Annotated in this window: 24 protein-coding genes and 1 other annotated feature; all 24 genes read right to left on the bottom strand. The window is 41.1% G+C overall.

The window, feature by feature from the left end; translation table 11 throughout:
- Positions 1-24: 24 nt before the first annotated feature.
- Positions 25-252 (bottom strand) — a binding site (T-box leader).
- Positions 253-308: 56 nt separating this feature from the next.
- On the bottom strand, positions 309-1,370 hold the full coding sequence (locus AKG39_RS02255; protein WP_050738732.1) for an AI-2E family transporter: 1,062 nt from the start codon (positions 1,368-1,370) through the stop codon (positions 309-311).
- Positions 1,371-1,898 (bottom strand): PRC-barrel domain-containing protein, encoded by a 528-nt coding sequence (locus tag AKG39_RS02250; protein ID WP_050738731.1) that lies wholly within the window; start codon positions 1,896-1,898, stop codon positions 1,371-1,373.
- Positions 1,899-2,166: 268 nt separating this feature from the next.
- Positions 2,167-2,805, bottom strand: coding sequence for an acetolactate decarboxylase (locus AKG39_RS02245; RefSeq protein WP_050738730.1), 639 nt, complete (start codon positions 2,803-2,805; stop codon positions 2,167-2,169).
- A gap of 76 nt (positions 2,806-2,881) precedes the next feature.
- Positions 2,882-3,256, bottom strand: a complete 375-nt coding sequence (locus tag AKG39_RS02240; protein WP_050738729.1) for an iron-sulfur cluster assembly scaffold protein — start codon at positions 3,254-3,256, stop codon at positions 2,882-2,884.
- A gap of 20 nt (positions 3,257-3,276) precedes the next feature.
- Positions 3,277-4,485: a cysteine desulfurase NifS gene (gene nifS, locus AKG39_RS02235; protein WP_050738728.1), complete on the bottom strand. Its 1,209-nt coding sequence runs from the start codon at positions 4,483-4,485 to the stop codon at positions 3,277-3,279.
- 3 nt (positions 4,486-4,488) lie between these two features.
- Positions 4,489-4,911 (bottom strand): RrF2 family transcriptional regulator, encoded by a 423-nt coding sequence (locus AKG39_RS02230; protein WP_083439377.1) that lies wholly within the window; start codon positions 4,909-4,911, stop codon positions 4,489-4,491.
- Positions 4,912-5,079: 168 nt separating this feature from the next.
- The gene (locus tag AKG39_RS02225) at positions 5,080-7,401 is read right to left on the bottom strand and encodes a bifunctional 4-hydroxy-3-methylbut-2-enyl diphosphate reductase/30S ribosomal protein S1 (protein WP_050738727.1); all 2,322 of its coding nucleotides are present in this window, start codon (positions 7,399-7,401) and stop codon (positions 5,080-5,082) included.
- A 15-nt stretch (positions 7,402-7,416) separates the two neighbouring features.
- Complete coding sequence (locus AKG39_RS02220; RefSeq protein WP_050738726.1) at positions 7,417-7,992, bottom strand: lysophospholipid acyltransferase family protein; 576 nt, start codon at positions 7,990-7,992, stop codon at positions 7,417-7,419.
- Entirely contained in the window at positions 7,989-8,639 is a 651-nt protein-coding gene (gene cmk, locus AKG39_RS02215; protein WP_050738725.1) for a (d)CMP kinase, read from the bottom strand. Before cmk ends, AKG39_RS02220 begins: the two co-directional genes overlap by 4 nt.
- Before the next feature lie 40 nt (positions 8,640-8,679).
- Positions 8,680-9,915 carry a BaiN/RdsA family NAD(P)/FAD-dependent oxidoreductase gene (locus tag AKG39_RS02210; protein WP_050738724.1) on the bottom strand — a complete coding sequence of 412 codons (1,236 nt, stop codon included), beginning with the start codon at positions 9,913-9,915 and terminating at the stop codon, positions 8,680-8,682.
- The gene (locus AKG39_RS02205; RefSeq protein ID WP_050738723.1) at positions 9,912-10,847 is read right to left on the bottom strand and encodes a MurR/RpiR family transcriptional regulator; all 936 of its coding nucleotides are present in this window, start codon (positions 10,845-10,847) and stop codon (positions 9,912-9,914) included. Before AKG39_RS02205 ends, AKG39_RS02210 begins: the two co-directional genes overlap by 4 nt.
- A gap of 3 nt (positions 10,848-10,850) precedes the next feature.
- Positions 10,851-11,432, bottom strand: coding sequence for a tRNA 5-(aminomethyl)-2-thiouridylate-methyltransferase MnmM (mnmM, locus tag AKG39_RS02200; protein WP_160316135.1), 582 nt, complete (start codon positions 11,430-11,432; stop codon positions 10,851-10,853).
- Positions 11,422-11,820 carry a hypothetical protein gene (locus AKG39_RS02195; RefSeq protein ID WP_050738721.1) on the bottom strand — a complete coding sequence of 133 codons (399 nt, stop codon included), beginning with the start codon at positions 11,818-11,820 and terminating at the stop codon, positions 11,422-11,424. Before AKG39_RS02195 ends, mnmM begins: the two co-directional genes overlap by 11 nt.
- Positions 11,814-12,527 carry a pseudouridine synthase gene (locus tag AKG39_RS02190; protein ID WP_050738720.1) on the bottom strand — a complete coding sequence of 238 codons (714 nt, stop codon included), beginning with the start codon at positions 12,525-12,527 and terminating at the stop codon, positions 11,814-11,816. Before AKG39_RS02190 ends, AKG39_RS02195 begins: the two co-directional genes overlap by 7 nt.
- An 8-nt stretch (positions 12,528-12,535) precedes the next feature.
- Entirely contained in the window at positions 12,536-13,108 is a 573-nt protein-coding gene (gene scpB, locus AKG39_RS02185) for an SMC-Scp complex subunit ScpB (protein WP_169782057.1), read from the bottom strand.
- Positions 13,101-13,835, bottom strand: coding sequence for a segregation and condensation protein A (locus AKG39_RS02180; protein WP_050738719.1), 735 nt, complete (start codon positions 13,833-13,835; stop codon positions 13,101-13,103). The genes scpB and AKG39_RS02180 overlap by 8 nt, the downstream gene beginning before the upstream one ends.
- Before the next feature lie 4 nt (positions 13,836-13,839).
- The gene (locus AKG39_RS02175) at positions 13,840-14,481 is read right to left on the bottom strand and encodes a site-2 protease family protein (protein WP_050738718.1); all 642 of its coding nucleotides are present in this window, start codon (positions 14,479-14,481) and stop codon (positions 13,840-13,842) included.
- Positions 14,482-14,710: 229 nt separating this feature from the next.
- Entirely contained in the window at positions 14,711-15,253 is a 543-nt protein-coding gene (locus AKG39_RS02170) for an NUDIX hydrolase (RefSeq protein ID WP_050738717.1), read from the bottom strand.
- Complete coding sequence (gene nrdR / locus AKG39_RS02165) at positions 15,253-15,723, bottom strand: transcriptional regulator NrdR (RefSeq protein ID WP_050738716.1); 471 nt, start codon at positions 15,721-15,723, stop codon at positions 15,253-15,255. Before nrdR ends, AKG39_RS02170 begins: the two co-directional genes overlap by 1 nt.
- A gap of 6 nt (positions 15,724-15,729) precedes the next feature.
- A complete protein-coding gene (gene ftsZ, locus AKG39_RS02160) occupies positions 15,730-16,785 on the bottom strand; it encodes a cell division protein FtsZ (protein WP_050738715.1) in 1,056 nt (351 codons plus the stop codon).
- 314 nt (positions 16,786-17,099) lie between these two features.
- Positions 17,100-17,933 (bottom strand): cell division protein FtsQ/DivIB, encoded by an 834-nt coding sequence (locus AKG39_RS02155; protein WP_050738714.1) that lies wholly within the window; start codon positions 17,931-17,933, stop codon positions 17,100-17,102.
- A gap of 2 nt (positions 17,934-17,935) precedes the next feature.
- On the bottom strand, positions 17,936-19,036 hold the full coding sequence (gene murG, locus AKG39_RS02150) for an undecaprenyldiphospho-muramoylpentapeptide beta-N-acetylglucosaminyltransferase (protein WP_050738713.1): 1,101 nt from the start codon (positions 19,034-19,036) through the stop codon (positions 17,936-17,938).
- 16 nt (positions 19,037-19,052) lie between these two features.
- Positions 19,053-20,147 (bottom strand): putative lipid II flippase FtsW, encoded by a 1,095-nt coding sequence (ftsW, locus tag AKG39_RS02145; protein ID WP_050738712.1) that lies wholly within the window; start codon positions 20,145-20,147, stop codon positions 19,053-19,055.
- An 18-nt stretch (positions 20,148-20,165) separates the two neighbouring features.
- Positions 20,166-21,527: a UDP-N-acetylmuramoyl-L-alanine--D-glutamate ligase gene (murD, locus tag AKG39_RS02140; RefSeq protein ID WP_050738711.1), complete on the bottom strand. Its 1,362-nt coding sequence runs from the start codon at positions 21,525-21,527 to the stop codon at positions 20,166-20,168.
- Positions 21,528-21,533: the final 6 nt, after the last annotated feature.

Genomic DNA, 21,533 nt, shown 5'->3' with positions numbered 1-21,533 from the left:
CAAAAAAAGTCCCCTGCAATCAATGCAAGGGACGGTTATAATCCGCGGTACCACCCAAATTAGTGTTGGCTGGGCCATCACTCACTTTATTAGTTAACGGTTTCCCGGCTGCCGATACTATCTTGAAGTCAATTCAAGCTTTCTTGACAGCTGCTCAAACGTGGCAACCCTAAATTCATTATAAAGGACTCTCACCGCTGTCCTTCTCTCTGGAATAATTCCGTTTAGAATCTTCGTTTTCCATGCATTTTGATATTAAACTACAGTGTTGATTATATTGATTCCAAATATAAATGTCAATCCTTTTTTTATTCACTTAATTCATTTGAAGCAAAACCGGCGATAATATTTCCGCCGATTACTTTAATAGTTCCTAAAAGCGGAACCGCCATAATCATTCCCACTCCACCAAACATGGCCCCAAAAAAGAAAATAGAAAAAATAATAAAAACCGGATGCAGACCGACATTTCCAGACATGAGCTTTGGTGCCAGGAAATTACCGCATACCACTTGAACCACGGCAATAACAATAAGCATTGGAATTAACATCATGGGCTTGGTAAATAAGACAATAAAGGCAATGACAATGGTTCCGACAACCGGTCCAAAGTATGGGATCATCGTCGTGATACCAGCAACCACACCAATGATACTGGCATAGGGAATTCCTAGCGCGAAGGCGCCGATGCCTGTCGCAATACCGGCAATCAGAGAGGTCAGACCTTGGCCCTTAATGAAGCCGCCAATGACAAGATCAATATCACAGCACATTTTCAACATATCATTTCTGTATTTCAAAGGCACCAGATACATAATTCCATTAATAAAAAATTCCTTGTCCAACAGTATAAAAATAGTGACCAGGGGAATAATGATCAAATTCATCAGCTGTCCACTGTTTTGGAGAATGGCATTGCTGATCCCTTGAAGAGCCGTTCCAAATCCTTTGAGAACATTCCCAAGAATTTCTTCAATGTTAAAGTAGTTTGAAATTTGCGAATTGCTGATGTGTGTCACATAATTCGTAATTTCTGTACTGTACTGCTGTAATTGACTAATGAAATTGGGAATACTGCTGATCATCCCTGAAATGCTGGCAATGAGACTGGGAATAAAGCTCATAAAAGCACTAATCACCAACACCAATACAACCACAAAGACAATAAGTACTGATAGTCCTCTATTAAATCCCCGGCGTTCGAAACTCCCTACCAGAGGATTTAACAGATAAGCCAGAATAACAGCTATAAAAAATGGACTAATCATGCCTTTAAATGTTGGCCAAATCATAAAGATTAAAATGCCGATAACCAATACTACAATAATGTTGATTATTAATAACCGCTTTTTATCCGGTGATACCTGCATCTATCTCACCCCCAACAATTTATTGGCAATGCCAGCGCCCTGGGCTTTAAAATCCGGGTCAAACATTCCCTTTTGATAGGTCAGTATCTTATTTTTATAAATAAGTTCTGAAGCCTCAGCCACTCCAAAGCCATTGTCAATGTCATCAAAAAAACTTCTTGATATTTCATAGCTTAAGATTTTAAAGGTATCACTGTCAATGATGGCATTTACAATGCGCCCAAAACGATTGCCATTGATATCCTCCACGGGATAATCCATTAAAGAAAAAGATTCGGCAAGGTATTTTTTGACCTCTTTTGCCTTTATTCGAATGATTTCTCTTTCATCCTCTATGATCAACCGTTTATAATTCACGTCAACAATACTTTTTGGTTCAAAGAATTGAGATTTTGCAAACAGCCCGCCAGGATTAATCACCAAATATTTCACCACGTTATCAACGACAACAAGACTCTTAACCAGACCATGACGCCTTCCGTTATTCTTTGAGATTACTTCTACATTCAGTAAAATATTTGCCTTCATGCCTTCCCCCTTATCTCTTCTCTTCTTTTCTGACATTTCCTATATCTTACACTAAAAAAAAACGAAAGGCAATGACCTTTCGTCTGAGGCTGCAGCTAAAGTAAGTCCTGGGGACAATCGTAACATCAGTTGTCTGCATCATGGCGAACAAGCGCTAGCCTGTACGATCATGCAGCAGACAACGATTTACCATTGTCTCCGGGACGGGTTTCTCGATAACCTCAGCTGAAAGACAAAGACCTTTTATTTCCTCTGTTTTTTAAGCATATTAGGCTTCAATAATGGTCAGAACTTCTTTTTCGTCATAAATAAACTCTATTTTATGCGCAAAAAGACCATTTACATGGCCCCCAATCTGTCGATCCTCTGATATAAAATGAAAGTGCCATCCTAGCACATTAAACCCTTCCGCGGATTGAGGACAGTGAACACCCACCAGGGTTCCTTCAATATTTTCGTAAATATAGATATCCTGGTCATCAACGATTTTTTTTAACTCATCGTATGGTTTTGTCTGGGGCCAAACACTGTGTATGGCAATTTTTTCAAACACCCCGGAAATTTGACTTAGGATCAGCTTCTGTTGATCTCCGATGACGTCGTCAAGGCTTTCTTTAAGCGCTGTCAAATTCCCATAAACATCCAACACAACGGGTGCTTTCTTTCCCAGAAATCCCAGAGTTGCAAAAGGAGTTGTTTCCGAATCTTTCACAGCCTCCAGGGTGCAATCTCCCAAAGCCCGATAAACCACACCACCAACAACAATCATCTCACCATTGAGACCATGAAAGGTACCAAACCCAGTGTTTCCAAACTCAAGCATACGCCGGATCGAAAGCTGTCCGTCATAGCCTCTGTTCTGGAAGGTTGCCAGGGTCGACACCTGATAGAGTTCTTCTTTTCTCATCAGTTTCTCCTTTATACCCCAAAAATAAAGGCATAGCTTCTAAGTCTTTCAGAAGCTACACCTTGTTTATTATGAATTATGCTTTTTTGCTTTTGTAGTCTTCAATGGCTGCCTGTATGGCTTCTGCTGCCAATACTGAACAATGTATTTTTTCAGCAGGAAGGCCACCCAAAGCATCAACAACATCAGAGTTTTTAAACTTAGCTGCTTCTTCAATGCTTTTACCAATAATCATATCCGTTGCCATACTGCTGCTGGCAACTGCGGCACCACAACCAAAGGTTTTAAACGAAGCATCCTGAATAATGTCATCATCACCAATTCTCAAGAATATTTTCATAATGTCCCCACATGCGGGACTTCCTACTTGACCAACACCATTTGCATCTTCAAGTTCACCCACATGTTTAGGACAGGTAAAATTCTCCATTACTACATCTGTATATTCCATTTTAATTCTCCTTCTAATTTTTAATGTTGGTGATGCGATGCTTTTGCAAACACGGCATCATCGATGGGACAATTTGCATCAATCGGCGACATTTTTCTTAATCGCTCAATAATTACAACGAGATTATCCACGACATAATGTATATCTTCCATGGTTGTGTTTTTCCCAATGGATAATCGCAGGGAACCATGAGCAACTCCAGCTGGCAATCCAATCGCCAGTAGCACATGTGATGGATCCAGAGATCCCGATGTGCAGGCGGACCCGCTGGATCCTGCGATACCAATAATATCAAGGCTCAGCAAAATGGATTCCCCTTCAATATAGTCAAAACAGAAATTAGCATTTCCTGGAAGTCGTTGTTCAGGGTGTCCGTTTAATCTGACTTGCGGAATTTTTTCCATAATCCCTTTAATTAGGACATCTCGCAAAGTTTTCATATGAATCATATTATCTTCAAGATGCTGAACAGCAAGTTCAGCTGCTTTCCCAAAGGCAACAATTTCAGCTGTATTTTCGGTTCCGGCACGTTTCCGACGCTCCTGAGCGCCACCATGAATAAGGTTATCAATGGGCACGCCTTTTCTGATATAAAGAACCCCAATACCCTTTGGCCCATAAATTTTATGTGCTGAAAGGGACAGTAGATCAACATTTAAATCCTTTACGTCAACCGGTAAATTACCCAGAGCCTGAACCGCATCGGTATGGAAAATAATTCCTTTTTCTTTAACAATTTCGCCGATGGCTTTGATGGGTTCAACGGTACCGATTTCGTTATTTGCAAACATAATCGTTACCAAAATGGTATCCTTGCGGATTGCCTTTTTAAGGTCTTCCAATGATATGAGCCCATATTCATCCACCGGCAGGTAGGTCACTTCAAAACCCTGTTTTTCTAAATATTCACAAGTATGCAACACAGCATGATGTTCAATGGTAGTGGTGATAATATGCTTGCCTTTGGCCTGATTTTTCATGGCGATACCTTTAATTGCCCAGTTATCTGATTCTGATCCACTTCCGGTAAAATAAATTTCACTGGAACTTGCATTAATGGCGGTGGCAATCTGCAACCGTGCTGCTTCAATGGCCTTTTTTGCTGCGCGTCCTTCGGCATATATTGAAGATGGATTTCCATAACCTTCAGTGAAAAATGGAAGCATCACTTCCACAACCGATGGATCAACGGGTGTTGTTGCTGCGTGATCTAAGTATATTCTTTTCATTTTTTACCTTTCCAGGGACTTGTTTTCCATTAAATCCCGTAATGATCGATGATCGATCACATTGTTAATGCTGTCTCTAATATCTTCCCAAAGACCTCTTGTGAGGCAATCCAGAGATTTAATACATTCATAATTTTCATTTTTATTTGCACATTCAGCAACTTCGATGGGTCCTTCCAGTGCTCTGATAATATCACCGACGTTTATGTCGGAAGGATCTCTGGATAATAAATATCCACCATGAGCACCTCTCTGGCTCCTTACCAACCCGGCATTTTTAAGGGCTGAAAAAAGTTGTTCCATATAAGAATCTGAAAAATTATGTTTTTCAGAAATCTCTTTAATCGAAATCGGTCCCTGTCCGTAATGGAGTGCCAACTCTACCATTGCAAGGACACCATATCTTCCTTTTGTGGAAAGTCTCAATGATTAAACCTCCCTATATGTATTTCCCAGTATTCCGCTGGGTTATAGTATGTATTATAGCACTTTATTATTATTTATCAAGTATATTTTAAAAATTTATAAAAAAAAAGACCTGGCTTTGGAAACTTAATTCCAAAGCACAGGCCTTTCAATCTTTTATAAAAGATTTTATTTTTCGTCATCGTCTCCGAAAAGTCCGCTGAACATATCTCCAAATGAATCACCCAGGGTGACATTGGCTGTTTCTTCGTATACAGTTTTATTACGATTACTCGTGTTCTGGCTTTGTGGTCTACGATTTCGATCGCCACCGCCGCCGCCATAGCTGCTGCTTCTATCTCTGCTTGAGCTGCTGCTTGAACTACTGCTTGAACTGCTACTTGAGCTGCTGCTTGAACTGCTGCTTCTCTGGGTAGGAGCTGGACGAGCTGGTGCTTCTTCCGTTGCTTTTTTACTGAGGCTGATTTTTTCTTTTTCAGCGTTTATGCCGATAATTTTAACGGTTAAAACATCCCCTGTTTTTAATACAGAAGCAACCGATTCAACTCGGTTATAGCTGATTTCAGAAACATGAATCAAACCTTCAACACCAGGAATTACTTCAGCGAAAGCACCAAAGTCCAAGATATTGGTAATTGTGACTTCAACAAGATCATCAACTTTGTTTTTAGCAACAAAATCATCCCATGGACGATCTAATAATGCTTTAACACTTAGCTTGATTTTCTTGTCTTCTTCATTTTTAGCAATAACCTTTGCTTCAATTTCCTGACCTTTTTCAACAATATCTTTTGGTTCGTTGATTTTTTCCCAAGTTAAATCGGAGCGATGGACAAAACCATCAATTCCTTCAAGATCTACGAAAATACCAAAATTAGTAATGGTCTTAACGATCCCTTTAATGACATCATCAACGTTTAATTCAGCAAAACGTTTTTCTTTCATTTCTTTAACTTGTTCTCTGCGATCTTTCATATCTTTTTCAAGAATGATTTTTTGTGAAAGAATTGCACGACGTCTTTTAGGATTATAATCAATGATTATACCCTTGACTTTTTCTCCAATAAGAGTATTCAAGTCTTTGACATAACGTACGTGATATTGTGAAGCCGGCATATAAATATCAGTAAATCCGATATCTACAATTAAACCATTTCCAGAAATATCTTTTATTGTTCCTTCTAAGATTGTTTTATTATCAAAGGCGTCACTTAACTGTTTTTGAACCAGTCGGTTATCGTATTTGATTTTTGAAAGCTTAACATTTCCTGAGCCTTCATTTAAATCAGTAACAATACACCAAACCTTATCACCTAACTGAACAAGCTCGGATAACACCTCGTCGCTTTTCCATGTAAAATCATTTTTCTTGATAATACCGTCTGCTTTGTAACCAATGTTCAGGATAACTTCATCCTCATCGATGTGAATAACTTCACCCTCAATTTCGGTTCCACGACGAATTGTCTTCAGTGATTCTTCAATTGATTTTGCAAAATCGAAATTCGCATCATCATCTTCATCAATTTCTTCGACAACAACGGCCTTTTCTACTGGTTCAACCACTTCTGCCGGTTCAACCACTTCTACTTCAACAATTGGTTGTTTTTCGGTCGTAATTTCTTCGACCACGTTTTCTTCAGCAATTTTGTTTTGCTCTTCCATACCTTCCAATACCTCCTTAACGATCCAATCCGGTGTTGATGCCCCTGCAGTAATGCCAATCTTTCGATACTTCATTACCTCAGTGAGATCTAAATCCCGAATGGTTTCTATGTGACAAGTGTTTTCGCAATAGGATTTGCAGATATCGGCCAGCTTCTGAGTATTCGAACTGTGATATCCACCAATTACGATCATATATTCTACTTCTTTTGCAGTTTTCGCTGCTGCTGCTTGTCTTTCAGCCGTAGCACTGCAAATAGTATTAAATATAACAACTTCATTAACCTGTGACTTAATTGCATCACAAATTTCATTGAACTTCGATTCAATGATCGTGGTCTGAGCCACGATACATATTCTACCATAAATCCCAATATTTTCCAACTCATTTATATCATTTATTATTAAAGCTGAATCATTGCACCAACCATTGGCTCCAATCACCTCTGGATGATTCTTGTTTCCAATAATTACAATCTGATATCCAGCTTCAAAATAAGTTTCCACCTTTTTTTGAACCGCCCGAACAAAGGGACAGGTTGCGTTGACGATAGGAATGGCTTTGTTTTTTATGTCTTCGATAATTTTTTTACCGACACCGTGGGAACGCAAAATAATACACCCACTTTCAATAACCGCCACATCCTGATCTTCGAGGATTTCAACCCCCTGATCCTTTAATAGCTCAGTCACCTGAGCATTATGACTAATGGGTCCCAGTGTGTAAATGTGGCCCTGACAGGATTCAAGGGTATCTGTCACCATCTTCATAGCATTTTCAATGCCGAAACAATACCCCGCTTTTTCTGCTATTATAATTTCCATTTTAACCTCTGCAACCTATTTTAAACCGTAGACAATATCCATTATTTTTTCTCCCAGAGTAACGGTTTCCTCATCGGATAGTTTCTTCCCGTAGTACTCAGTGAGATATATGGGTTCTCCAACAATAATTTCAACCTTATGTCTGAATCTATATTCGCCGCGAATCCCTACCGGGATAATCGGTGATTTAGTTTTAATGGCGAAAACCACAAACCCGCTGGCCGCCTGGATACGCTCCCCAGGGTTCACGCGTCGACCTTCCGGAAAAATGCCAAGCAGCTGATTCTCCTTAAGAATCTTAAGAGAAGTCTTAATAGTATCGATTCCCACTTTTCCCCGATTTACTGGAAAAGCATGACATTGTCTCATCAGCCACCCTAACAATGGATTTTTAAAAAGCTCGGCCTTTGCCATAAAATGAATATCCCTTGGGGTAATGGAAGCAACCACACAGGGATCATAAATGCTCACATGGTTTGGACAAATAAGCGCACTTCCCTCCCTTGGTATATTTTCTTTCCCAATAATAGTAAATTTAAACCATATGCAATTAATTAAATAGACAATTCCACGGCAAATTTTATATATCATGCCCGAACCTCGTCAATATATTTTTTTATTGCAGCGCATACCTCGTCAATACTTTTCCCTGTGGTGTCAACAACAATCGCATCTTCAACTTGAACCAAAGGTCCTTCGACGCGATTGCGATCGTTGTCGTCCCGTTGCTGAATTTCCTGTTTGATACTCGCCAGTTCTTTTTCAATGCCTTTGGCATCCAGCTCTTTTTTTCTCCGAATCGCCCGTTCGGTAACATCGGCATCCAGAAAAAATTTATATTCCGCTTCCGGCAATACCACTGAACCGATATCACGGCCATCCATGATCACCGACTGATCTCCGGCAATTTTCTTTTGCTGCGCAACCAATAACTCCCGGACTTCTTTGATACAGGCGACATCCGAGGTATGAAGGGAAACCAATGGGGTCCGAATGGATTCTGTGACATCTTCGCCATTACAGAAAACTTTTTCCCCTTCAAAGCGGATCTCCGCTTCCTGTGCCAGTTTAATAATTTTTTCGGTATCCGAAAAGTCATCGCCCTGGAGTAAAACCCGGTGGGCAATACATCGATACATGGCTCCGGTGTCAAGATAGATAATTCCATAGTCTGCTGCAATCATTTTTGCAATGGTGCTTTTTCCTGCGCCAGCAGGACCGTCAATGGCTATTTGCATTTTCTCCCCCTTATTGAATGCTGCATGATAATTGCAGTTATTATTCGATGGCGTTGCCTGCCAGCCAGCCTGTGGAGGCGGCGATTTGAATGTTAAATCCGCCGGTGAGGGCATCCACATCCAGCATTTCTCCGGCAAAATATAGATTTTTTATTTTTTTCGAAGCCATAGTGCCAGGATCCACTTCTTTCACATCCACTCCTCCGGATGTGATGATGGCCTCGGTAAAGTCCCGGAGACCAGCAACATTAATTACAAGATTTTTAAAACACTGGACCAGCTTTTTGCGCTGCTCCCTGGTGATCTGATTGACCTTTAGGTTTGGATCGATGCCGGAAAGCTCAACCATAATCGGAATCATTTTCGAAGGCAATAAATCCCCCAGGGCATTGGCAAAGTTTTTATTATTATATTTTTCAAAATCCCGTTGCAACCGGTTTTCCATTTGTTCCATGGTAAGCCCCGGCTTTAAATCCAGGATTAATTCGTAGGTTTTAGGGCTCGCTGTAATATATGAACTAAGCGATAAAACCAATGGTCCGGAAACCCCAAAATGGGTAAACAGCATTTCGCCTAATAGGGATTTTACTTTTATATCGCCTTTGGGAGTCTTCCTGCTCAGTGTCAGGGTCACATTTTTCAGTGCCAAACCCTGAAGTTCCCGTGGCCAATCTTCTTTGGTGTTCATCGGAACCAAGGCTGGTTTGGGAAATTTTATACGATGTCCATATCTTTCCAGCACACTAAAAAAGTTCCCGTCTGATCCGGTTGAGGGATAGCTTTTCCCTCCGGTTGCTAAAATCACGGCATCATATAATCGGGATTCTCCATTTTCCAGAACAATTCCTTTTACGGTATCATCTTCAACAATCAGATCGACGATCTTTTCATTTAACCGAACATGACATTTCTTTTGGTGTAGAGCATTTTTAAAGCCCTTAATAACATCATTTGATTTATCCGTAACGGGAAAAACCCGTTCCGCACGTTCCACTTTTAGCGCAACCCCATGTTCTTCCATTAACGCCATGAAATTTTCATTGGTGAATGAATAAAGGGCACTGTATAAAAAGCTGTGATTACTGACGATATTCTCAAAATAATCCCCAATATCGCAGGCATTGGTAAGATTGCACCGTCCTTTTCCCGTAATGTAAAGCTTTTTACCCAGTTTTTCATTGCCATCGTACAAATCAACGGCATGGCCGTTATTTCCTGCTGCCACAGCGGCCATCATTCCTGCTGGGCCGCCTCCAACTATTACTATTTTACTCATTTATTTTTTTTATGTCCTTTCATGAACTCATTTTCCAACTCATCGCCTGTATAAATAAAATGATCCCGCCATATTTCTTCCAGTTCATTAAATGTTTCCTTTGTTTTTCCAATATTTCGAAGTCCAACCGAAATAACCAGGGCATTAATCAGAGAAAGCGGCGCTACCAGAGAATCTACAAATGAATAAACATTGCTCTTGGCAATCAGGCGATACTCGGTAAACGCATTTATAGGCGCGTTGTCATTATCCGTAATTGTAATTATTTTGACGCCTTTGTTCTTTAAAAATTCCACGGCTTCATATGTTTTTTGAGCATACCTGGGAAAACTGATGGCAATGACCACATCTTCTTCATTAACCTTAATCAGATGCTCATAAATATCCGTAACGCCATAATTCACCACCCGCACATTATCCAGAATGAGATTCAGATAATAGCCTAAATGCTCGGTTAACAATGTGGTGGTCCGAAAACCAATGATGACGACCTTTCTGGCATCTAAAATTAAATCAATGGAAGATTTAAATGTTTCGTAATCAAAATCTTCAAATGTTGCATTGATATTTGAGGCATCTGTCTTTAATACATTGTGAACCGTTTCCTGAAGGGCTTTTTCTTTTTCCTCATTTCTGAGGGTCATATTAATACGTTCTATGGTAGTGAGCTTACTGTTCATTTCATTCTTCAATGCTCGCCGAAACTCAGGATAACCTTCATATCCCAGGCTTACCGAAAAACGAACCACAGTTGCTTCGCTAACTTTAACGCTTTTAGCCACTTTAATGGCTGACATTTCAGAAACCCGTTCATAATGACTAAATACATAATCTGCAATCAGTTTATGACTCTTACTGAGTTTGGGATAATGCTGTTTTATGGCTGAAAATATATCTCTATTTTCATTTTTCCCATTTGTATTCTCTTCCATAACTTACCTCATTCTCTGAATAATAACGAGTGTTGGCGGTGATTTTCGATTTAAAGTCCGAAAGTGATGTGCCACAAACGGTTTTTTTAGAGTTTCACACCAGTTTAAAACTGCTTCGGCTTCCTGTTGCCCTCCGGGATGGCCCGGATAAAGCGCAACTGTTATAATTCCCCGGGGCGCTAATAGCGTAAGTGCGGCCTCCAAAGCCCTGAGGGTCGTTTTGTCGGATGTTACAATATGGTGGTCCCCATTGGGCAGATACCCCAGATTAAAGACAATGGCCTTGACTGTGCTTGGGTTGATCCCCTTTAGCGCTAAAACCTCTGCCAACTCTTCATGACTGTGGTGAATTAGTACTACTCTGGATTCAAGACCGTTTTTTTCAAGCTTTTCTTTTACCTGTTCAAGGGCCGCTTTCTGAATATCAAAAGCATAGACGGACCCATAGCCGCCGGTACATTGTGCAAGGAGCAAGGTATCCTCGCCGGTACCGGCAGTAGCATCCACTACAATATCGCCTGGTTCAATCACTGATTTAATAAATTCCCCGGCTAATGTTGTAACTCTAATGAGATTATTTTCCACTGCAACCGGCACAGGGTTTGAAAAATTCAGCGGGAAAGTCATGATGAATCAGATTGCCTGATGATTCTTCCATTTCATGTTCCTCAAAATATTTTTTCAATTCATCCGGGGTGTTATGAACAACCAGGGTTGTACATCCTTCCTGAGCTATTTTAAAAAGCAGCGTTCTGATGATACCATCAAAAATTGCCATAGACTGTTCGCCCTGATTAACCATCACCATTTCAAAAATATCAATCTGTTCTTTTTCATAAAGAAAACGTACTGCACCAAGGATCTCACTGGTATCCGTATCTTCGGCGGCAATAAATAAATCCATTTCTTTTTCCTTTTCAGGGAAAAGCTTTCTCATTTCTTCAAAGTCTCTTGGAAATCCTATTTTTACCATAACTTTTCATCTCCTCTTAAATAATTAATTTCATCATCTCTCAGATACCGCCATTCGCCGGGATTTAAATTTCCCAGGGTTAGTTTTCCGACGGCAACTCGTTTTAAATCCTGGATTGGATGTCCCAGAACCCCACACATTTTTCGTATTTGACGCTTTTTTCCCTCATGGATAATCATTTCAAGCTGGGTTGACTGGTCAAAACATTCCAGAATCTTCACTGCCGCAGGGGCGGTATGATAATCTTCGACTTCCATCCCCTGGCGAAAATATTGAAGACTGGCTTCTGAAGGTGTCCCTCTTACCAAACCAACATAGGTTTTACTGAATTCATGTTTGGGATGTGTTAAACGAAACGTCAATTCGCCGTCATTGGTCAACAACAACAACCCTTCGGTTTCCATATCCAATCGTCCCACGGTATAAAGACGTTCATCAATGTCCACCAGCTCGAGGACACTCTGTCGTCCGTGATCATCCTGAGAGGTTGACACAATCCCTTTTGGCTTATTGATCATGATGTATATTTTTGTTGCCGTTGACAGAGTCCTACCATTAACCGCAATCACATCACTTTCCGGATCGATGGCAAAGCCCGGGGTGGTAACCACCACCCCATTGACTTTGACCAATCCCTGACTTATGAGTTCCTCGGATTTTCTCCGGGAAGCGACACCACACTGTGCCATGTATTTTTGTATTCTCAATGCGTCTCCTATTCTTGTTTATTATTGGTTTCAATGCCGTTTAAATCAAACTGTTCCTGTTTTCCCTGGGAAAAAACCTCGAATTCGGGCATTTCCTCAAGGTTTGTAAAACCCACGGACCGTAAAAATTCCGGGGTGGTTTTGTAAAGTATTGGTCGGCCCGGGGCTTCAAGGCGGCCGGCATCGGAAATTAAGCCGCGGTCCAGTAGCCGCTGAATGGCACTGCTGGAACTCACACCCCGGAGCTCGTCGATGACAAGGCGGGTTACCGGCTGGCGATAGGCCACAATGGCCAGGGTTTCCTGCGCTGCCCGGGATAATCCGGTTGATTGTTTATGTTTTAAGACTTCCCGGATATAATCATAATGCTCGGGCTTGGTGGATAATTGATAGGTATCTTTGATTTGAACCAGTCGCATGCCCCTTGCCTTGTCTTGATAATCCTGCTTGAGGATTTCCATGACAAAGCGAATTTCCAGTGGGGACTTATCCAAACAGCGGCAAAGATCATTTAAGCCGATGGCCTCCCCGGCACCGAAAAGAATGCCTTCGATAATACCTGTGAGCTCGTCGCTATCCAAGATCTTCGACCTCCCTTCTGATTTGAAAATCAATGAAAACACGGTTTTGTTCAAGCCGTATGCCACTGGTTTTAACCATTTCCAGTAAGGCAAGCAGCGTAACCACCACCTCATCTCGTGAAATAAAAGGGTGGAGCAATTCCGAAAAACTCAGACCGGCCTGTCCGCACTGGACTAAAGCCGCGGTAATTTCGGTGATCTTTTCTTCCACATTAAAGAGTTCCCGAATAATTTTCTGTGGTGGCACAATGGCTTCCCGATCTTCTTCTTTTAGTAGCAATAAACCTTTAAAGCTTTGCATTAAAGCCATTGGATCGAGCACCAGGGGTTCTTTGTCCTCATTTATAGGAATGTATTCAGGATCCCTGTATATGGCACAAAGCTCTCGCTGTTCCCGTGTCCCCAAATAAGCGCTGATTTCCTTAAATATCTTGTATTCAACAAGCTGCCGAATAAGCCGCGCCTGGAGATCTTCTTCATTTTCAGATTCGACTTCATCTTTTGGCAACAGCATCCGGGATTTTATTTCCAAAAGCCGGGCGGCCATCACAATAAATTCACTGGCTACTTCCATATCCAGCTTTTTCCATACCTGAATTTGACTCAGGTATTGTTTTGTAATTTCGGAAATGGGGATATCGTAAATATCGATTTTGTTTTTTTGAATAAGATGGATGAGCAGGTCCAGCGGTCCTTCAAATCCTTCCAAACTCACAGCATAACCCATGGTTTTAGGACCAGAACAGACTAAAGATGGGGGTCAGAATGGTTAAGAACAGACTTTCGATACCATTAATGGCCGGATTGATAATCATCCCTAGAAGCCCACTAAATGCCAGCACAAAGATGGCAATCATCCCATAACGTTGGAATTTATAAAAAACCGGCAGCGCCTTTGGGGGCAGAAAAACCATCAGGATCTGGGAACCGTCCAATGGGGGGATGGGAATGATATTAAAAACCGCAAATACAATATTGTATAAATAAACATATTGCAAAATGGTACTTAAAATTTCATTTTGTAATGGGTACACTGCCAAAAAGGCAGCCATGCCGATAAATGCCAGCAGCAGGTTCGTTGCAACCCCTGCCAGGGAAACAACAATTGTCCCTTTCTTTCGGTTTTTAAAATACATCGGATTCACCGGAACCGGTTTTGCCCAGCCAAACCGAAACAACAGCATGGAAATAAATCCCAACGGATCGATATGTTTAAAAGGATTAATGGTTAATCGCCCGGCGTTTTTCGCAGTGGGATCGCCCATGGCATCAGCAGCAAACCCATGGGCCATTTCGTGAAAGCTTATGGCAATAAGAATTCCCGGAAGGCTGAGTACAAGATTGAATAAATACTCCGGAGTAAAATTAAACATTAGTTACACCACCCTGAAATTCCGTCTTTTTTTATCAAATAATCAAAAATTTCATGTTTTACTAAAAAATCTCTGCCTTTTTTCATTTTATCTCCTCTATATAATTTAAATTTTCAGTCGATTATAAGCGCACTGAAATATGCTTAAGCATAACCCAAAATAGATGATTTATTTCAATGCCCGGCATCAAAATAAATCATCTATTTTTATTGAACATCTATTCGCATTCCTAAAAAAAATCTCTGGAAGTAAGCGAAAAGTAATATCCTAATGCGGCTGCTGTTTTTCCATCCGAAAATAAACCATTCACAAAAAGAGCTCGCGCAGTACGCATTGGAATTTTCACTTTTTTTAAAAATTCATCAGGATCTTCTTCTTTTGGATCATATGCAAACTCTGTTGCACAAAATAGGGTAATTTTTTCTGAACAATACCCCGGGGTGGGGAAAAAATCGCCGAGCTTAAATAAATTAAGGGGTCGATATCCAATCTCTTCCTGACATTCCCGGATGGCCGCTTCTTCCGGGATTTCCCCAGGATCAATCAGCCCAGCGGGAATCTCAGTTAAAACGCGCTTCGTTGCAATACGATATTGCTTCACAAAAATCATCTCTTGACCCATCACAGCTAAAATCGCCACTGCACCCTTGTGTGAGATGATTTCTCTTTTTGCGATGCCACCATCAGGCAACTCTACATCATCCACTCGAAGATTCAGAAGGTGACCATTGAAAATTTCCTCTGTTTTTATTGTTTTTTCATATAATTTCATTAAGCATCCCCGGATTTTTTCTCTGAGATCAATCGTTCCAATTCATCCCTGAATGAAGCCACATCTTTAAATTGACGATAAACCGAAGCAAATCGAACGTAGGCAACTTCATCTAATGATTTTAATGCAGCCATAACCTGTTCCCCAATATAGGACGAGGGAACCTCTTTCATTTCACTCTGATAAAGAGTACGTTCAAGAGCATCCACAAGATTTTTAATATCATCAATGGGAACGGGACGTTTTTCACAGGCCTTGATCATACCATTAAATATTTTGTTCTTATCAAAGGATGTACGCTGCCCACCTTTTTTCACAACGATGAGTGGAATATCTTCAACGCGTTCATAGGTCGTAAAACGCTTATTGCATTGAGAACACTCCCGCCGTCTTCGAATCATGTTCCCGTCCTCAGTTGGACGAGAATCCACAACCCGACTTTCATCAAATGCACAAAATGGACATTTCATATTTTTTTAGTCTTCTCGTGTTAAGAAATCAGGAATGGAAAATTCACCGACGTTACTGCTTGCGCTTTTTACAACTTTTTTAATAACAGCTTTCTTTTCTTTCTCTATTCCTGAAAGGAAACCTGTTGCAATAATTGTAATTTTAATTTCATCACCCAAAGATTCATCAATGGTTGCGCCAAAGATAACATTCGCATCAGGATCAGAGGCTTCTCTGGCAATACTGGCGGCACGATCAACTTCAAAGAGTGACAGATCTTCTCCTGCAGTAATATTAAGCAGAACGCCTGTAGCGCCATCAATTTGAGTTTCAAGTAATGGACTGAGAATAGCTTGTTTAGCAGCATCTTCCGCACGGTTTTCACCGGTTCCACGACCAACGCCCATGTGTGCCAGACCGGTATCTTTCATAATGGTTTTCACATCAGCAAAGTCAAGGCTGATCAGACCAGGCATGGAAATCAGGTCGGAGATACTTTTAACGCCTTGCAGGAGTACGTCATCCGCTAATTTAAATGCTTCCTTAAGAGATGTTGATTTATCGGCCATTCTTAACAGACGATCATTGGGAATTGTTACCAGTGAATCGACATTTTCCTGTAAAAATTCACTGGCAATCTGGGCATTACGCATCCGCACACGGCCTTCAAAAGAGAAAGGTTTTGTGACAACACCAATGGTTAAAATATCCATATCTTTGGCAATTTTCGCGATAATTGGGGCCGCACCGGAACCGGTTCCACCACCCATACCAGCCGTTAAGAATAAGAGGTCCGTATCCTTTATGATATCTGCGATCGCATCTCTGCTTTCTTCAGCAGCCTTTTGGCCAATCTCAGGATTTCCGCCTGAGCCAAGACCCTGGGTTAATTTTTCACCAATTTGGAGCTTTTTTTCTGCTAAAGCCAAGGCCAGGGCTTGTTTATCTGTATTGATTGCAATAAAATCAACGCCCTTCATTCCAGCTTCGATCATGCGGTTAATGGCATTATTTCCACCCCCACCTACACCAATGACACGGATTTTTGCAAAATTGTCATAATTTCCATCTAATTCAAACACTTTTTTTCCTCCTCTTACTATACAGCTTTCTCTATTATTCTTGAAATTTTTCAATTGTCCTGTATTTCCTGTTTAACCAAAAACCTTCATTAAATTCCAGCAACTTTGGTTGTTTTTTCGCATCTAATAAAACTCTTTCCATAAAATATCAAAAGAAAGAATTCCTCACTTCTTTATATTAACCTTTATTTCCAAATTTTTCAACTGTTGAATCACACTTTCATGATAAATTAAGTAAAATATCCTTTAATATCTTTATTAACGCTGTATTAATAAAGATATTAACGATTAATGTGGTTCTTAATTAAAATTTGTTACCTTGGTTTAACCACAGGTTTCGTTCCTGCGGTTAAATTGATAATCATATTACTGGTGTTCTGATCGAGTGTATTGTTTATGTAATTTTCATTTTCAGCGAAATTATCATAGTCCCATACAATCAGAATGGATCCATTTTTAGTGACAATTTCATAGGTATTGTTGTCCGTCATCCTTACTTCCGATATTTTGTTAAGCTTGCTATTGTCCTGAAGATCTTTTAAGATATTCATAATCGTATCAAAACGCCAATAGGGTTCCACCACAACCTTTTTGCCGATATCCGAAATGGTCACACTTTCAGATCCAATAATAATAGGGATGTCAGTTTTTCGCAGGTAATCCCCATTTTCAATAAGCTTATAGTCTCTTGAAATGTAAGTTACTTTATCTTCAAAATTAATGGCACAGATGGGGGTGGACTCCTGCATCCGGACCAGAATTTTATTTGGCATAATCTTGGTGATTTCCAGATCATCCAAATTAAGAAGCGCATTGATCTGGTAATTGGCCCTATTTAAATCCACTAAGAAAATACTCTCGCCGATTTGAATGCCCGAGGCATCAATAACCGATTGGGCATCGATGATTTCATTTCCAACCACTTCAATTTCCGTAACATTAAATAAGCCCTGTTCCATAGCCTGATAAACAAAAAAGCTTATCACTCCAATTAAAGCAAGGATAACGAGGGTTGTAATGGACCGCTTGACAATCCGTTTACGCTTATTCTTTTTTCGTTGGATACGGCGTTGCTCTCGCAACGCTTGTCTGGTCATTTCGGACAGCTTTCGCGTATCATTGTGGTTTCCTATTCTGGATCGTTTCATCATTACTCCATAAGTTTATTTATTTCCTCATAAATACGATCCCCGGCATCGAGAATTCTTAAGCTTTTTGAAATTTTCCCCATTTTTTTCAATCGGGTTTCGTCATTTAATAATTCTTCGACGGTTTCCCACAGTAATTCTGGGGTTAGCATCGCGTCTTCAATTAAAATACCGGCACCCTGATCAGTAAGAACCCGGGCATTAAAATCCTGGTGGTTTCCGGCTGCCATGGGGTAGGGAACCAAAACTGAGGCTGTTCCCGCCGCGGCGATTTCCGCCACTGACATAGCTCCCGCACGGCTGACCACAAGGTCTGCAGCTCCTAAAAGCCGGTAAACCTCATTGCTGTATGCCTGAATATGATTATTTTCTGATGATTTTATTCCCAGACCACTAAAAGCCTTTAGCACCTCATCGTATTGCTGTTTTCCGGTGAGATGGTAAATCACCCGATCATTTCTATTCTCCCAGGCTTTCATCAGGGTTAATGCACCATCATTAATGGATCCGGCGCCCTGGCTTCCCCCCATAATTAAAATCATCTTCTGAGAATCCAAAAGTCCCAGACTTTTTCGGCAATCTGCTGTATTTAAATCAAGGTATTCTGATCCCACCGGGTTACCTGCCAGAAAGGTTTTTCCATCGGGAAAGTAACATGCCGCTTCCTGAAAGCTGATGGCAATACGATCCACTTTTTTCCCCAACATGCGATTGGCTCGTCCCGGATACGCATTTTGTTCGTGGATCATTGTCGGTATCTTTCTCCGGCTTGCCAGCAGTAACAATGGGCCCGAGGTAAAACCGCCGGTGCCAATGACCAAATCCGGGGAAAGGCGTTTTAAAATTTTTCGAGAATCCATCAAGCCGTCAACGATTCCTTTAACCGCCGCCACTGTTTCCAGTGACAACCCCCGTTCAAAACCGCGAACTCGAACATATTCAATGGGATACCCGGTTTGCGGAATAATATTTTTCTCCATGCCAACCATTGATCCAATGAAAATAATTTCGGCATCAGGATTTTCTTTTTTTATTTTTTGGGCGATGGCAAGTCCCGGATAAATATGCCCACCGGTACCGCCTGCTGCAATGAGTACTCGCATTTTCTTCCTCGCTGTTCTACTTTTTTTTTCTGAGATCAACCTGCCTGGAAATGTTTAAAATCGGGCCCATCATAGCAAAAAGCACCACCATGGACGTCCCCCCGGCACTGATAAATGGAAGCGCCATCCCGGTAACGGGAATAATTGCAGTGGCCACCCCAATGTTAACCAACACCTGGAACGCCAGTAACAGCATGACACTGCTGGTATACAAATAACTAAAAGTATCCGGCGCCTTTTGGGCAATTTTAAATCCACGCCAGATAATAAACGCAAATAATCCCAAAACAAGAATACAGCCGATAAATCCAAACTCCTCGGCAATGTTTGCAAAGATAAAGTCATTTTGTAATTCCGGAAGGAATAAAAATTTCTGTTTTCCATTTCCCAAACCCCGACCAAAAAAACCGCCGGTACCAATAGCCAATAGAGATTGGGTTATCTGATAATCATAACCGCCTTTCCCTAAAAACACATTAAACCGATCCAACCGCCACGGCTCGGCAATCATCAGCGCCGTAACCGCCAAAAGTCCGGCACCCAGGTAGGGTAAAAACGTTTTGAATTTTATTCCCGCAAAATACAACACCCCGCACATCCCCATGGCAATGGCCATGGCCGCACTCAGGGATGGTTCAATGGCTGTCAGTGCGCAGATAACCCCCATGGGCATGATGCAATTCCAAAAGAGGGGACTGGGTTCTTTAATGATTTCCGGTCTTTTGGAAAGAATGGTGCTAAAATAAAGGATGCCCGCCACCTTTGCAAATTCCGATGGCTGAAAGGTTGTTATCCTAAAATCAAGCCAGCGTCTGGCATCGTTAACCTTAAGTCCGATTCCCGGTATCAGAACAATGATCAGAAGAAAAATTGATATACCCAGGCCTATTAAATAATATTTCTGATAAGTCCGGTAATCTACTCTGCTCATAATCGACATGACGATTACACCAATAATAACAAAAATAAGTTGTTTCAAAAACAGGGCATACCCCTTTTCTCCACTAATGGTTGACGAATACATGCTGGCACTAAAAACCATTATTACCCCAATTCCCGCTAGTATCATCAACGCAATAAGAAAGGGACGATCTATTTTACCTGACTTCATTGTCTACTCCTAAATTTCTTATTGATCTTTCGCCACCAGTTCTTTGAAAACTCTGCCCCGGATTTCATAATTATCATACATGTCCCAACTGGCACAGGCCGGTGAGAGTAAAACCGTTTCGCCCGGTTCTGCTTCAGCTTTTGCAACAGCAACCGCTTCTTCATAATTTTCAACCTTTGTGATGTTCTTAAATCCTTTTTCATTGGCTGCTTTAATCAAATCATTGGCGGTCACGCCCAGCACAATGAGCCGCTTTACCCGTTTTGATACCAAAGCCATCAAGTCAGAATAATCTTCTTTTTTATCATAGCCGCCGGCCAATAAAATAATGGGTTGGCTTACGGCATTTAGTGCGGTAATCGTAGCATTGGTATTAGTCCCCTTTGAGTCGTTGATATAAGTGACTCCCGAAAAGCACCCCACCCATTCCAGTCGATGTTCAACTCCTTTAAAGGATTTTAACACCGAGACGATCACATCCATGGCTACCCCTGAAAAACAGGCGGCTGTGATGGCCGCCAGTGCATTCATGGTATTGTGAGGTCCGACGATACCCAATACCGACTCGAGACACACAAAAATAGTCTGTTTGCCGTCATTGATAAAGATCTCACCATCAAGACACCAGGCGCCATAATCCAGAGCTTGTTTATAACTAAAGTACGCCTTCCGGGAAATTGCCTTTCCACCAAGTTCGCAAACCAATGGGTCATCTGCATTTAAAACCAGTAAGTCCTCGGGCTTTTGATTTTCAAAAATCCGACCCTTGGCCCCCACATAATTCTCCATGGATAAATGGCGATCCAGATGATCCGGTGTGAGATTTAAAATGACTGCTGTTTTTGGTCGAAATGCATCAATGGTTTCCAACTGAAAACTGCTGATTTCGGTTATAAAAACTTCGTCTTCTTTGGCATTTGCTACATAATTTGTAATTGGATCACCAATGTTTCCCACTACATAGGTGCCCCTGCCTGAGGCCTTAAAGATTTCCCCCAGTAAGGTGGTGGTTGTTGTTTTTCCATTGGTACCGGTAATTGCAATAAAAGGCGTTTTTGTCAGTCGATAGGCGATTTCCACCTCTCCAATGACAGGAACCCCCTGCTCATATGCTGCTTTGACAATAGGAATAGTCAGTGGCACCCCCGGACTTATCACGACCTCATCAATTTCACTGAGAATCTCCGGGCTGACCTGGATTCCAAAAACCGTTTCAAATAACGGGTTTTTCTCGTAATCCGATATTTGCGGTGATTCCTCTAAAACAATCCGAGACGATCGTGTATCTGTTAATACAACCGATTCTCCTCGGGATAATAATAATTCACTTACAGCTACCCCGCTTCGGGCAGCACCAATAACTAATGTGGTTTTTTTCATCAAGAC

Source organism: Acetobacterium bakii (assembly GCF_001263355.1).
Taxonomy (GTDB): Bacteria; Bacillota; Clostridia; order Eubacteriales; family Eubacteriaceae; genus Acetobacterium; species Acetobacterium bakii.
This window is presented reverse-complemented; position numbering and strand designations above follow the sequence as displayed.

Coding starts and splice junctions, on each gene's coding strand:
- AKG39_RS02255 (WP_050738732.1), bottom strand. CDS start 1,370: ATGCAGGTATCACCGGATAAAAAGCGGTTATTAATAATCAACATTATT.
- AKG39_RS02220 (WP_050738726.1), bottom strand. CDS start 7,992: ATGATATATAAAATTTGCCGTGGAATTGTCTATTTAATTAATTGCATA.
- nrdR (WP_050738716.1), bottom strand. CDS start 15,723: ATGAAATGTCCATTTTGTGCATTTGATGAAAGTCGGGTTGTGGATTCT.
- AKG39_RS02250 (WP_050738731.1), bottom strand. CDS start 1,898: ATGAAGGCAAATATTTTACTGAATGTAGAAGTAATCTCAAAGAATAAC.
- AKG39_RS02170 (WP_050738717.1), bottom strand. CDS start 15,253: ATGAAATTATATGAAAAAACAATAAAAACAGAGGAAATTTTCAATGGT.
- AKG39_RS02205 (WP_050738723.1), bottom strand. CDS start 10,847: ATGGAAGAGAATACAAATGGGAAAAATGAAAATAGAGATATATTTTCA.
- AKG39_RS02180 (WP_050738719.1), bottom strand. CDS start 13,835: ATGGGTTATGCTGTGAGTTTGGAAGGATTTGAAGGACCGCTGGACCTG.
- AKG39_RS02210 (WP_050738724.1), bottom strand. CDS start 9,915: ATGAGTAAAATAGTAATAGTTGGAGGCGGCCCAGCAGGAATGATGGCC.
- cmk (WP_050738725.1), bottom strand. CDS start 8,639: ATGCAAATAGCCATTGACGGTCCTGCTGGCGCAGGAAAAAGCACCATT.
- nifS (WP_050738728.1), bottom strand. CDS start 4,485: ATGAAAAGAATATACTTAGATCACGCAGCAACAACACCCGTTGATCCA.
- murD (WP_050738711.1), bottom strand. CDS start 21,527: ATGAAAAAAACCACATTAGTTATTGGTGCTGCCCGAAGCGGGGTAGCT.
- AKG39_RS02245 (WP_050738730.1), bottom strand. CDS start 2,805: ATGAGAAAAGAAGAACTCTATCAGGTGTCGACCCTGGCAACCTTCCAG.
- ftsW (WP_050738712.1), bottom strand. CDS start 20,147: ATGAAGTCAGGTAAAATAGATCGTCCCTTTCTTATTGCGTTGATGATA.
- AKG39_RS02240 (WP_050738729.1), bottom strand. CDS start 3,256: ATGGAATATACAGATGTAGTAATGGAGAATTTTACCTGTCCTAAACAT.
- AKG39_RS02195 (WP_050738721.1), bottom strand. CDS start 11,820: ATGGTAAAAATAGGATTTCCAAGAGACTTTGAAGAAATGAGAAAGCTT.
- murG (WP_050738713.1), bottom strand. CDS start 19,036: ATGCGAGTACTCATTGCAGCAGGCGGTACCGGTGGGCATATTTATCCG.
- AKG39_RS02225 (WP_050738727.1), bottom strand. CDS start 7,401: ATGGAAATTATAATAGCAGAAAAAGCGGGGTATTGTTTCGGCATTGAA.
- AKG39_RS02155 (WP_050738714.1), bottom strand. CDS start 17,933: ATGAAACGATCCAGAATAGGAAACCACAATGATACGCGAAAGCTGTCC.
- AKG39_RS02175 (WP_050738718.1), bottom strand. CDS start 14,481: ATGTTTAATTTTACTCCGGAGTATTTATTCAATCTTGTACTCAGCCTT.